Raw genomic sequence first — 13,565 nt, 5'->3', positions numbered from 1 at the left:
AACCTCAACTTTGCCGGTTACTTCCGCTTGCGGCGAGAGTTGGGGGGCGGTGACCATTGACCTGGTTTACGGCGACGATCACAAGGAAACCTTGTGGCTTTGGATACAAAGAAACTTGGGTGCCGACCATGTCACGCAATGTAGATGCATTGTAGTAGGTCAACACTTTTGCGACCGTGCATGAGGCAAGAATGTTGCCGTCAGGATCAAGTTTGAGCCACATGCCCTGAGGTTTTGCAACTCGGTCACGTCCACAAGCGAATGCTTCGTCCACGTGAAATGTGTTGGTGCCTGCCTCGACTTTGAGGAAGACTTTGGGAAGCACTTTTCCGTTTGAGTCTTCCACACTTTTCATCTGGACTTCCTTGACGATTCCGATCTGGAACATTGTCCCGATCTTGAGATTCTTGAAGTCTTTCATCGATTCCTCCTGAAACAGTTGTAATTTTCCTGCGGTTCTAATCTGTAGTTCTTGCTGGGTTGTGTCGTCTTGATTTGCTCGGTTGCCAATGCAACTCACCTATTCCGTGGAGCGATCTCCTAAATTGACCGAAAACGCTACTGTTGCTGACGCCAGGCGCGATTCTCTGGACCGCCCTTGACGGTGACGTATGTCTCGTACTTGTCAGGGGCGTCACGAATCTCGAAATCGAGGAAGTGAGTTTTCGAAGCGGAAAGGAATTCTTGATACGCTTTGACGGGATTCTCGCCTGCCAGGGCCGCGCGGCACATCACGGCAACCTTGTTTCGGTATCGTTCCAGAGTCGGCGTGAAAATGACTGACCCGAACTGGAAGTGTTGCCCCATTGCCAGCTTAATGTCCCGCACAGAGTTGGCCGAAAGCTCAAGGGGCTCGTGGTCGACTGTGAAGGTTGAACCGTGTCGGACAGTCAAGATATCGTACAGCAGCATGGATGTGCCGATACACGTTTCGATTCCAGGCTGGCCTACTGAGTCGTACTTAGCAAACCCAACCTGAACATACCATCCATCGACAATCCAGCGACGGTGTTCGTTGGTAAATGAACGCAACAGGTCTCGGTGAGCGTCCAACGCGCAGGGTTCAAAGATAGTGTCGATGCGCCGGTTTTCCACGGGGCGGCCATCTAATACCTTCAACGCAGGTTTGATTCGCTTGACGCAAGCGCAACTGTTCGAAGTTTTCAATATCATTGTTCTCTGGTCTGTTGCGATTAGCGTCACATAAACGCCGAGACCACTGATATCTTCCTCCTCGCCCCACCGGGAATTCTTATAGTCTTCTTCAGCGAGTCCGAAAGGGAACAGATGAATTCGGTTGTTGTACACTAGTCCTCCTTTATTGTTATTCGGTTCAATCCAGGGAACCGTGCAAGTGAGCGCCTAGACGCGATTGAAATTCTGAGCAACAAGTCCCATCAAAGTATGAGCACCCTTGAAGACTCATTCAAATCAACCGCACGTCCTTGGGGACCAAACTTCTTGATGAAGTCGGACACGATACGCGCGCCTTGCTTTGTTCAGGGCCGAGGTGTGCGAGCGAAAAATTAAAGCCTGAAAGCACAGAGATTGGGTTGCCGCATTCTCAGAAGTAGACAGTGCTGGCTTCGTCCCAACCGAACAAACTTACGGCTATCGTGTTTTCGCTTCCACTATTGCCAACGCCCACGCCAACAAAATCTGTGTTGCAGAGTGGCTCTGCAACAAACCATACCTCCAATAACAGTAAACCCGGCGGAAGCCGGGTTTACTGTGCGTGCGAATCTGATTCGGTCTAGTTGCTCGTTAGCCATTTTCGTTCGGCGCCCAAGATCGTGCATGACGCTTGCGGATTCTGAACGTCTAGCAACGTCAATCCGCACCGACTCAACAACGTCCGAAGTCCTGGCCATTGTTTATCCGATCCAGGTTTATAGGACAATCGTCGCGCAACAACGTCCACTTTCTCGTAGCGAGAAAACAGCCACAAGAGCACGCGCCGTTTGACAAGGCGCTCAAGAATTAGTGGAAGCGCCAAAGTCCCGACAACGTGGTCAAGACTGATCACCGGATTGGGTCCCATAAACTCGATTGTATCCACTAGGTGGTTCGAGGCCTGGGTAACTACTTCCTCATAAAGATTGAGATCGTCAACGACCCTGAGAAACCACTCGTAGTCCGCTTCGAAATTTACTCCGTAGTTTTTAGCATCCACAGCCACCCATTCCGCGAAGTCGATCCGATTTGAAAACACCGGCGGGCACTCCGGTACGAAGAGATCGCTAGGCCCTGCATTGCTTTTCGGGTCGTAGAATGGAATGTTCGCTCGATACAGGTAAACACTTGACGGATCAATGGCCCGAGACCAAATGCCGTCCGGAAACTGGCGCTTCGACCTTTTGCGCGCCTTCCAGTCAATTTTAGCTGTCGAAATCATCTTAATGTCCTGTCTGAATCGCTGCTTCCATGAAATAGCACTAGCAGAATTTAACAGCACGAACTTCAGAATGCAAATGAAACGGATGAAATCGCATCGTTCCGCATAAGTTTGCTTCAATGCTCGTCAAGCAAATACGTTGTCAGGTGATGAAATATCGAAAAATAATTTGCCGTTTTGCGGCACAAGTGATGATGACAATTCAGTTGTCGATGCCTCTCAATCAATAGAAAAGGCGAGGGGAAGTGAAAGCCCCCGAGACTTCCCGATTCCGGCCGTCGCGGCTATTAGTTGAGGGAGCAATTTGGCCTGGCCGTTTTGGTCAGCTTCGTTTTGCTCGATCAGCTGCACTGCAAGTACGTTCACTCCGCATTTTTTGGCTCTGACTTTGAGGGCCGCACCAATAAGAAATGCGACTGTGAAGAACAATCACAGTCGCTCGTTTCGTTAGTCAATGAAAGTCGTCAAATCCGACGACCCATTGGTTCGCTCCTCGCAAAAGCCTGCCCGAAAGCAGACTTGTCAACACGCTCTGCTCGAAAACAGACCCCAATTCTACTTCTAACCAAGAAAACATCCAACCGACATCCCACACGACATCCTGTTCCTAAAACACCATCCCAACACCCACTGTTTTTGCTCGGCTTAACACTCCATCAGGAACAGTCTCTTGATCCGACTTCCAACGGCCTCAAAAGTCTTTGTTTTCAATGTCGTTTAGAGTGACATCGAGACGACTTTGGGCGATTTGTCGGAGCGAGAGCGTGCAGAAATACTTTTGTGACTATTCAGTTGCTTTCAAAGTGGTACAGTTTTCTGGGGCTAGATCAGTACTACATCTTGAAGTTGGTATGATAGAGGTCTAATTAGCCGCATACGACGCTTTTGCGACTGGAACCAGTATCGGTACTGCATCCCGAAGTACCACTAAACATACTCGGCATTGCTGTAATTCCGACCTCGAATGATTCCTGCACCCATGACAGGAAGTCATTAACAAGATTGTCTTCATGATTCGTCCTTACTCCTCGGCCGGCAGGCGGTAGCACATGGAACTTCGGCGGAACAACAGAGGCTACCCTACCAAGATAGTGGAATCGTCTGCCAATGTAAACTAAAGCGTGCCGAGTATCCCTATTGAAGTGCTCCTTCTTGAAGTGCAAACTAGCTTCAGGGTCTCGTTTCCATACACCTCGTTCATCTCTCCAATACATGTTATCACCGACTCGCTGCCGAGCAGTTCCATTGTGCTGGGGCTTCTTGCGTTGGAAGCGTTGGTCATGGTAATAGTGATCCAAGTCAAGCACCTCATCAACTCGCATGCAATAGACGAGCTTGTTACCTGACGCTCTGTCGGTAAATCCTGCAATCCAGTCACCGGCACTTAGCCTAATCCCCATATGATTAGGCGTACATAGCGCAAGTGTGCAGTAGCCGTAGAAGGGATTAGGAGCTAGTCCCTTGTCTCTTTTAACTATGTAAGTGCAGAAGCGCATGATTAGATATTGCAAAACAGAATAAGGGTTTCGACCACAATAATTTGGAATATTATCAAAGTTGACGTTTGACAAATCATTGTCGTATAATCGGCATCGTATCAAACAACTGGGATCACCGTGTTTCCAGTGGTCATGAAGATCGCTCCATTTGGAGGAGTGATTCCCAAGTCTTCCAGCCTGTCGCGGATGCACTAGCGGCAAGTGCAGCAATGATCGACCGTCTATTTCGATTTTGTATGTGTTGCCATAGGAAGCGTATTCACTTAGGCTCGCTCGGTGCCACTGATCAAATCTTGAAGTAAATAGGCGCAGCGGATCATCACCAAGAGTAATCAAGATGTCAGCACCAGACAAAACAAGCTCAGCTACTATCTCATAAACCCGTTCAACAGTTGTTTCAAACTTTGTAGATAGTTTTCTGATATTCGCAACTGGCCATCCTTTCTCAACTGCAAGATTGTTGTATGTATCGTGGATCCGCTTTTCCTGTTTACTCCCAGGCCTCACATGGAAGAAAGGTAACAAGTCGGAAAGCCATACTTGTGACCGATTTAGATGAAGTGGTGCGAGGAAATGCTTGTCGAGAGCCTTTCCTGACTCGCCATTAAGATGTGATGGCTTTAGCTTTCCAGCATCATTAGGAACTACAATTCTTTGTATTATCAAGTCTTGGTTTGACCCATCCCAGAATATCTCAGACTCGCTGCACACGGACAATGACTTAACCAATTCCCTTCCATTTGCTCCTATCCATCGAGCGTGTACTGCACTAGCATAAACACCTAGTATAAACACGCTCTTCGGAGAATCATCAGCTTGCCTAACTTCTACAACTTCTTTTCCAAAAGGGAAGACGCCTAAGTCTTTATTCATTTAATGTTTGCTCCCAATTCATAACATCATCAAGCCAGACGGTTTTTACAGCATTATACATTAGTTGCTGTCGGGCCCCCCACTTATCGCTTGGAAAGGCACCGCTAGAATCAGGATCCACCCTCTCAAATGCAAATTTGTCGGGTAACTTTCGTTTGTCCACAATATCTAGATGGCCGACCATAAGTTCATTCCAGATAAAGTTACTCGTACGATATCGCTCCATTTTCATCCTATATGATTCATTATTGCTGCTTTCGTTCTGACGGTCTTTTAGAAGTAGAACCAAGCCCAGCTGATTCCGAACTGTATTAAAGTGCTGTTCGTCAAATATGCCATTAACATCCCTAAATTGGTCGAAGTTTTCCTCGTTTCGCGCATAGATATGCTCAAGATGCATACCATAAATCTTTCGTGTACTCTTGTTGAAGTGGTCTTCCAAATCCTGCAAAGATCCTTTCGTCGTATACGAAGGCTTGTCTAAGTGCTCCGCTAAGTAGCGGTCGACGCGCAACAGCACATACTTGCTGAAATTAGTCCAGCGATTCCTCATAGCTCTGAACCGTTCATACTGGAAAATATCGGCAACATTATTTACGTCTTCTGGAGCGATAGTTTCACCTTCAACGAGTGCTTCTATCAAGGTACTATCGAACACGTGGATTGCGTCAAGCATAGATACATTACGAATTCGTTTATTCAATTTGTAGATATAACGCTGAAACACGTTACTGTCATATACATCAAGCAATCGGAGCACAGAGTGGAGTTGGTCAAACTTCCGCGCAATCCCTGTGACTTTAGTATCGCGACTTGGATCATTCAGAATCACCGAGGACATTATCAAGAGGTACTGCTGATTCTGATCAAGAAGCTTGTTGTAAATCAGAAATTCATCAAAGTAGCCGGTGCGTAAATTGAGGTACAGTTCCGCGAAATACTTTATCTCATTAACAATCTTGTCGTAAAGAATGCGTGTGTCGGAGAAGTTGCCAAAGTACTTGGAAATGTCTTTGTTCCGATATATCTCGTAGTGATAGTCGTTTTCGTACTTTACGTAATCCGCTTCGCTTTCAGCGAATTTGGCACGAAAGTACGTTTGAAAGAACATATCAAGTGTGATCTTTGAATCAGTACTATTTTTGACATCGGAAGCGAAGTATCTGTTTTGAAGGTCAGTCCATACCTTGTTGGCATATTCCTTCTCAACAGGTGGAAGATTGCCTAACAACTTACCCTTCAATATCTCATAAGGCTTGAGTCCGAGTCCACGGTCGTTTACAACCTCAAAAATTGTTGCAACATGCTGTTGTCGTTCTATCTTGATCTCTACAATTGATACTCGGTCAAGAAGAAAGAAAATGTAGTGTGTGAGTTTTGATAAGTCCCACTCTTGCTTACTATCGCCATCAATCTTGAAATATACATCAAACTGTTGACTTATGAATGTGTAGTTCTCATTAATCCGATTCTGTGTCTCGTCGCAGGGATCGACAGGTGCATTGTCTATCAGCCCGCGAAAGGCTGCCTCGCGATTTTCATTATAGACTTTGAAGCGATTCGCATCGCCGAAATCATCAGTTTCGAAGATCAGACGTTCAAGGCTTTTGCTTGAAAATGTCTTGGTTGATGCGCTTTCACCACCTTCTATTTCAGTGAGAATAGACCGAAGCTTTATCAGCATTAGCAAGATGGTCGAAAGTCGTTGTTGACCGTCAACGATAGCCGTTGTCGAATTGGTGCTGTGGGTCAAATAGGTGTTAAGAAAATATGGCTCGAAGCGCTTGAGAACATCCTTATGGATTTCTTTGGGATCCGTTTCAATGCGCTGATGTTGTTCGAAACGAATCTGAAGGTCATTCAGCAACGTGTCGACATTGTCCTTATCCCACCGATACTCCCGTTGATAGATGTCAATATGGTACGCCTTTGAAGTACCAAAAACATCGCGAACATGCTGATCTATTGAAGTGATTACGTTACGGACAGTAGTTTCGTCAGACATTCAGAATCTCCCTTTCTTGAATGATAAGTTGCTTTGCAGCAATAGGACCTATCAAAAATGCCATTTTTGCAGTTGATTCGCGACATATTGATCAGCAGGAAAGGGACCCGGCAAGGTTGGGTAGGCTAGGTTGGTCTGCCCATATTTCTGTACCAGTTGTAGGATTAGGCATACTTACTGCCGTCCGGCGGAGTGAGACGGCAGCAATTGTTCTTCTGTCCCCGGCGCGAACAGTTGGTAACCCAGCGAACCTTTCGGTATTAATGTAGCAAGAGTACGGAGGCCCCCGAAAGGGTTCACTGCGAAGCCCGAATTGTGGTTAACGCGATCTGTGAACTGTCTGGTATTATGCCTCTAGTCATAGTTCTCTTGCGGATTGTCTTCGTCCCAATCGACATCAGTTGAATGACAACATGGGAATCGAACTGGCGCATTGAATCGAAAGTGTCCCCCACAAAGACACTTGTCTGCAACGCATTCAACTTTCAAATTGTGATCTAAATTTATCCCAGGACATTGTGGTTCGCCAGCAACAACTTCAAGTTCGTCAAAGGCGATGGCCTTACCAGCCCCACATTTGTCGCAGTGCAGATAGTGGAATGTCATGCCTCCGCTAATTTGGAAATCAAAGTGATGGTTACAAGACTGGCACGTTGCTTCGTAGGTGCTGCCCATTACTCTTCAATATCGCATTCTTATTGCGCCACCCGTCGTGGAGCCAATGCAAACTATACTAATACATTATTCTTCGGATAAATCAAATCCGAATCTAAGAGCTTTTTCGCGATATTCTGCTGCTTCATCTATGCTACCTTTTGCACTATAGACGGTGCTTAATGCGGCGTACACTCGTGCCAGTACTCTGCGCGGGCGTTCCGGCTCTTCCTCAAGCATCTCTGCTGACTTTATTAGATCAGCCTCAGCATCGCTGAGAAGCGTCGAGTTGTTTTGATAGGCCCATTTCTGAAAGCACAGTTCGCCTCGTATTGCATGGCATCTCGCTAGCATTTGATCCATCTCGCGGAAGTCAACTCCGTTTCTTGTGAGCATCTCTCTGTCTTCATCATCCTCTTTGCAGAAAGTAAGACAATCTATAATACTGCCAGCGTTAGCGGCTGCCGCCATGAAGTACATGGCTTTGCCCGTGTAGTAATTGCAAAGAAGCATATCGTCTAGATCCATATCCTCTTCTGATCGCTTATACAGTTCCAGCGACTCCAAGGCGAAATCTTGGGTCTTAGGCCAATTCTCCAATGCAGCACAAACCAACATACATCTTAAGGCTGCATCACCGGCCGCCACGTACTGTTCTTCGACTTCCATCTCTCTCATAAATAGCTGAAACGTCTCAAGAGCCCTTTCCAAATTACCTGATTCAAAGTATCTTTCTGCTGTATCGTACAGCACAATTAGACTACCGAGATGTTCCTCTGAAACAAAAAGCTCACGTTGTTTAGTTGACTTAAGGCTAATAGAAATACGATGCAAGTTCGTTTCGTTGTACTCAGCAATATTGTCCGACATAAGCCAATGTGTCGCCGCTTCAGACACCAGATTCTGACATTCATCTGCACTTCGTAGGCCATCGCGTTCAAGAATGTAGTCTGCAGCACGTTCAAGCATGGCAGCTGCGAGGTCGCTGTACTGTCGGGATAACTCTCCAGCACATTCCAGCACAAACCAACTGCTGTATCCATACATGTTGCGTTTGACAAAAAGCCGGTCGATCGCATTTATTACTGACTCACGTGAAAACACTTCGGAGAAAAGGTCGTTTTCTTTGGGAATCCGCCGGACAATTTCACGCAAAGTGGGAATGTGCTGCTTTCGTCTAATTGCCATTGTTCTTACAGTTCTTACGCGTTACTACATATTAGTATGATCGCAAATCAATTGATTCATGTTGGTATGAAATAGGGCAGCCCAGTATCAAATACCCGCTGACAATATGTTAAGCCGTGACACGACGGCAATCATCGCCTCCGTATCGCGTTTACAATACTCCCAAAGCTGGTTCAATATCACCTTCGCCGAAGTTTTGTCAGACTTGGCTAGCTCGATCATCTCCATGTACTTCAGCGAAGCCGCTGTACCATCCGCAATTTCAAGATCATCGTATCCGAGTTCCGGGACCAAGGCAGGCAATACACTTTTGATAGAAAAGCTGCCGTTGAAGTCCGGATGGTAGATATTGTCCTTGACGATGGCACACAAATCAACGAGTCGATCAGCGACGGTATTCAATCGGTCTGCGTATTCAGGAAGTTCATCTGCAAGCGCATTGAGAACCCGTTTCTCGTACGCTGTGTACATTAGGACTGGCGCGTCTGGGTGCTGTTCAAGGACATCAAGCATATGCTCGGTGAGCAACCGCCTTGGATCTGAATCTTCCGAATGCAGATAGCCAAAGTGCTGTGCAGGTCGTCGTTCAGATTCTTCGAAATGAACTGAGTACTGGAACGGCAGCGCCTGAAATGGCCGCGTACCTTTGTATCTAGGAAGCGCAGGCATGAACGTCTCGAAGTCAAGATGATATCTGGGATATCCTATTGCCGCCAGATATTCAGACAATGTCGGTTCGACCACGCATTGTCCAGTCTCTTCGGCCTTCATCATGCGCTGCTGGGGGCCATTTAAGACTACGCTGCTGGCTGCAAGATCGTCCAGTGTGTTGATTCCCTGTGCAATAAGACTCTCAAGCTTGGCCGGACCAACGCCTGGCACCAACATCAGTGGATGCCGTTCCGGCACATCACAGGCACTGCCAAGGAATGGGCAGTCGTAAGGATCTGTGCATTGACCGCCAGGCTTAATCTGCGGCGGTATTGTCGACGTGGCGATTTCTAGACCCTCAGAAATCAAGTCTTCAACTGGAATCTCAATGTCCAACGCTTCATCTAAGCACTCAAATCGGCTGAAGAGACTATTTGCATCATACTTCTTGCCGTCGTAGACATATTCATTGTTTAGATGGACTACGCCAATATTCTCGAAATTACAGTCGCTCCCGGACGCCTCCATCGACTTCTTCAGTACATGCGCCTGAATTGCAACGTCAAGCACGTGGTATTCTTTGGGATTGACTACGCTCTTGACTTCCCAGAGCTGCCAGCCGCCTTTTCCACGAACGAGAATATCGCAGCGTACGCGGGTCTGCCGATACTCGAACGCCGGTTCAAACAGTGCCGGAATGGACTTGTCGGCCAGTGCTTCGTTTGTGTGAATCTTGGCCATTGCGATTTCCCAGTACTTCTCCGCTATCAACCTACCTTGGGGATAGAGATCGCGAGCAAGCTCACCAACCATCGTTCCAGCGTCAAACCGAGCTTGGGCTTCTGCTGACGGCGCCTGCATCAGATCGCGTCGGTGCACCTCGTTCCAAAGCCGCAATGGGCACTGATGAAGTGCCATTAGCCTAGACTTGGACAGATATCGATAGCCGTTATTGGACGACATTTTCACTCCGGCTGCTGACATCTAAGGAAGTAGGTTCTAATGCCGAATCGGAGTCAATAGCCATTGAGGTTTCTTTTGCAGTGATGAAATGCGCATTGGACTCGATGTTCATGCCCTCCTGAATTCCAAACTGCCTCATCCTGAGCTGCAATGTCCTCCTGCTGATTCCAAGCGCTTTTGCACATTTGGTCACATTCCATGAGTACATTCGTAGTGCTGCGGTTAGATATCGCTGACAGAATAACCTCGTTGCCGCTTTGTAGTTAACAGGAACAGACTTAAGATCGATAACGATCTTGCGGCCGGGCTTTGGGGTGGGAGATGTTGTCTTCATGGCTGAAAAATACCAGCCAGAGCGACAAATCATGACGTGCTATCTGTAACTCTTCAGAGTTTCTCTTAGGGTCCGCTTGATTCTGTCTTGCAGCTTCTTAGGGGACTGCACGATTCCATACTTCCCCCATCGCAGAATCCACGCAATCAGTTCTTCCGTAATACCTACTTTCATTGTGAGTACGATGTCACCGGACTTAAGTTCTCTTATCGACTGACTGTGATGCCAGACGCGTCCTTCTATTGACGGACGAACAAGCTTGGCGAATTTGATTTTCACTGTCGCAGGCTTGTCCGACCAGATGCCGAACTTGTCCTTCATAAACTCTCTTAGGCTAAACTTGGGATCACGTTCAAAGATCTCGTCAGTCGGCGTAATCTCCTCGATGCGTGGCAACGACAGATAGATGTACGACTTGTGATAAGGTTGAAAGACGACTGCGTAGAGCGATCCGGTATGCAGAATCAGACTGTATGGATGAATCTGATACGACTTCCCTTTGTACTTCACCCAACACACTTTGCGCGCCAGAAGTGCTTTGAACAGGTCCATCAGGACGTGGCTGAATGGCTTGATGTCGACTCGACCAGCTTCGTGATACGAGAAAGCATCATTGACATCCCAGAATGCTGAAGCGATCTCGACTCCATCGGGCGGCACGAGCTGCTCCATGCGTTCAAAGACACGTTTGATATTGTCGCCAATCTTTGTGCCTTGAAACAGTTCTTTGAACTGTCCCAAAAGAATGCCCGCCAACAAGTCATCCGGCTCCAGCATCATCGGCACAAAATCAAATTCCCGCTGCAATCTGTAGTACCGAACACCATGTGCTCCGGTTTCAAATCGCAACGGGATATTCGCGCCTTCTATGGAATTCAACATCCGTTGAATCGAACGCTTATCGACCTGTTTGTCTAGCAGTTCATGCAGTTCCGCAACTGTGACTCGATCGTGAGTCATCAACCGCTGAAGAATGCGCAGTGCGCGTTGAAGGTGGTTTAGGTCGGGCATGTTGTCCCTATTCTTTTGTGCCAAAAGCGCTGACTAAAACAGTGAAGGAGCAACAGCGGGGGGCAAACAGCCAAGTGAATGAGGCAATGTAGATGTGGACAGCAATCTGCCGGGGGCAACTCGGACTAACGTGTTCGGCTATAATCAATGCCCAGAATAATTTGCCGCCTTTCGTCACTCCCGTCAATCACTATGTTGGAGTTTCTGAATTTGTTTAGTTTGTTGTACTCCGCTAATGCTTCCAACATTTTTGCTTCAGAAACTTCCTGATTGGCGGGAATTCCGAAAACTTGTCGAGCAAAGTCCTTTATCAGGCTGGCTTCTCTACGCCCCTCGGCTTGCCCAAGGATCGTCTGGCGTTCCACTTCTGTAGTGGCCGCAGCCTGTGCCTGAATAGCTCTTTCAAGATCGGGATCTAGATTAATGTCTTCAATTTGAATCGTTATTACTCTGGCACCGAACTCCTGAAAGAGAAGGCGCGCTGCTTCACTTTGAAACCTATCCCATGGCGTTTCAGCTAAATCGGATGTGATACGATTAGCATCACCACTACCCGTGTTACGATAGGGAGTGTAATGGAGCAAAGTGTATACCTCTTCAACACTCATCTCGCTGAATTTATTAACCATCAAAGCGGAAAGCGCTTTGACTGCATTCTGGCGAATATTGTTCTGTTCAGAAAAGGATATGTGTAAAAAAGTAAAAGGTGCCTCGTTCCAGCAAACGCGCATGCGAAATTTTATCTGCACTTTCGGGCCAACGAGTCTTCTCCGATTGGGGTCATCTGGTTGTCCGTCACTCGCAACTGGCTTCGTCGGGAATAGGGGAGTTGTACCGAAGCGTTGTTCGATTTCTCTCGTTAAGAGAGTGATTCCGATAAAAGGAAGCCAGAACGGTAAGCAATAAATGTTCAATCCTGTCCTCAGAACTGTACCGTCAGAATCCTTTGTTTTATCCGTATGATAGGCGTCCTGCTCAATGTAACCCTTTTGATGGTCAACTGAACGGCGTAGGACCCAAGGATGAGGGTTAGGGTTATTGTACGAAGTTAGTATGCCTATCTCATTGACATGCAACACCATCACACCTCCCACCAGCCAAAAGCACAGAAATGCCGGAACAATGACAATCAACTTCCATGCAAGCGACGAGTCGAGCGACAACCACTCGAAACTTATGAACGCCAGCGTAGCGGTACCCAGCAGAGAGATCAAGCTCCACCAGTGCACACCGCCGGTGATTGTCCTTGAGATCGAACCATTGTCTCCTGAAGCTTGTTGGCGCAAATCTTTGAAAAAACTGGATGTCAATGGCCTCTTGATGAAAAATGCTGCCACGCCAGCAAGCAAAACTATCACACCTAGTCGCGACAGCCAATCGTACCTAATACCATCTGCGCCAAGCGTGGTAGAGTTGGGCATTGTAATCTCTGTCTTCCAGCCGACTAGCATTATCAACCAGATAACAGCAGCGGTAGCAAACGAAACGAACACCCAGACTGGACGATGTCTGTAAAATTCTTTTGTCGTCGGACGACTCTTTCCGAACAAGCCAGAAATGCAAACAGGTATTGCAACTGGCAATAGGAATTTTGCGCTTGCCAAGAATGACAGAAAAGATGCAACAGGTTTAGGCCAGTACTGGTGAAAGAAGTCGGACGGATTCCAACCCAGCGTCGGCATTACGATTAGACAAGTCACCGTAATGACGATCCACGTAATAATCGCTTTCATAGAATGCCCTCTATTGATTGTAGGCTATGCCTTACTCTCGCTTTGTATCTTCAGTGAGTTTTTGGTCCAAACGAAGGTCACAATGGTCTGCCCCCATTCTCTGTACCAGTTGTAGGATTACACTTGGTTACTTCCGTCGCAGCTTGGCGGAGACGGAAGCTATTGTTTTCTGCTTCCGGCGCGGGTGGCGGATAGCCCAGTGTGTTATGTGGTCTAACCGTGGTATAAAGCACCCGCCACTTCTCGATCAGAAGCAAAG

Annotated in this window: 10 protein-coding genes and 1 pseudogene; all 11 read right to left on the bottom strand. The window is 47.3% G+C overall.

Annotated features, from left to right (window positions below):
* Positions 1–4: 4 nt before the first annotated feature.
* Complete coding sequence (locus tag H6507_00480) at positions 5–421, bottom strand: hypothetical protein (protein ID MCB9367577.1); 417 nt, start codon at positions 419–421, stop codon at positions 5–7.
* Between the two features lie 137 nt (positions 422–558).
* Positions 559–1,308, bottom strand: coding sequence for a hypothetical protein (locus tag H6507_00475; protein MCB9367576.1), 750 nt, complete (start codon positions 1,306–1,308; stop codon positions 559–561).
* A 445-nt stretch (positions 1,309–1,753) separates the two neighbouring features.
* Positions 1,754–2,395, bottom strand: a complete 642-nt coding sequence (locus H6507_00470; GenBank protein MCB9367575.1) for a hypothetical protein — start codon at positions 2,393–2,395, stop codon at positions 1,754–1,756.
* An 866-nt stretch (positions 2,396–3,261) separates the two neighbouring features.
* The gene (locus tag H6507_00465; protein ID MCB9367574.1) at positions 3,262–4,767 is read right to left on the bottom strand and encodes a hypothetical protein; all 1,506 of its coding nucleotides are present in this window, start codon (positions 4,765–4,767) and stop codon (positions 3,262–3,264) included.
* Positions 4,760–6,772: a DUF262 domain-containing protein gene (locus tag H6507_00460; protein ID MCB9367573.1), complete on the bottom strand. Its 2,013-nt coding sequence runs from the start codon at positions 6,770–6,772 to the stop codon at positions 4,760–4,762. The genes H6507_00465 and H6507_00460 overlap by 8 nt, the downstream gene beginning before the upstream one ends.
* A 741-nt stretch (positions 6,773–7,513) precedes the next feature.
* Entirely contained in the window at positions 7,514–8,614 is a 1,101-nt protein-coding gene (locus tag H6507_00455) for a hypothetical protein (protein ID MCB9367572.1), read from the bottom strand.
* A gap of 87 nt (positions 8,615–8,701) precedes the next feature.
* Positions 8,702–10,183, bottom strand: coding sequence for a DUF2779 domain-containing protein (locus H6507_00450; protein MCB9367571.1), 1,482 nt, complete (start codon positions 10,181–10,183; stop codon positions 8,702–8,704).
* A gap of 31 nt (positions 10,184–10,214) precedes the next feature.
* Entirely contained in the window at positions 10,215–10,436 is a 222-nt protein-coding gene (locus H6507_00445; GenBank protein ID MCB9367570.1) for a hypothetical protein, read from the bottom strand.
* Positions 10,437–10,601: 165 nt separating this feature from the next.
* Complete coding sequence (locus H6507_00440) at positions 10,602–11,573, bottom strand: WYL domain-containing protein (protein ID MCB9367569.1); 972 nt, start codon at positions 11,571–11,573, stop codon at positions 10,602–10,604.
* Between the two features lie 125 nt (positions 11,574–11,698).
* A complete protein-coding gene (locus tag H6507_00435) occupies positions 11,699–13,306 on the bottom strand; it encodes a hypothetical protein (protein ID MCB9367568.1) in 1,608 nt (535 codons plus the stop codon).
* Positions 13,307–13,476: 170 nt separating this feature from the next.
* Positions 13,477–13,560: pseudogene (locus H6507_00430) on the bottom strand (transposase).
* Between the last annotated feature and the right edge of the window lie 5 nt (positions 13,561–13,565).

The sequence above is a fragment of the Calditrichota bacterium genome, assembly GCA_020637445.1.
GTDB lineage: Bacteria > Electryoneota > RPQS01 > RPQS01 > RPQS01 > JABWCQ01.
The sequence above is the reverse complement of the archived record's forward strand: the minus strand, read 5'-3'. Positions and strand labels throughout refer to the sequence as shown.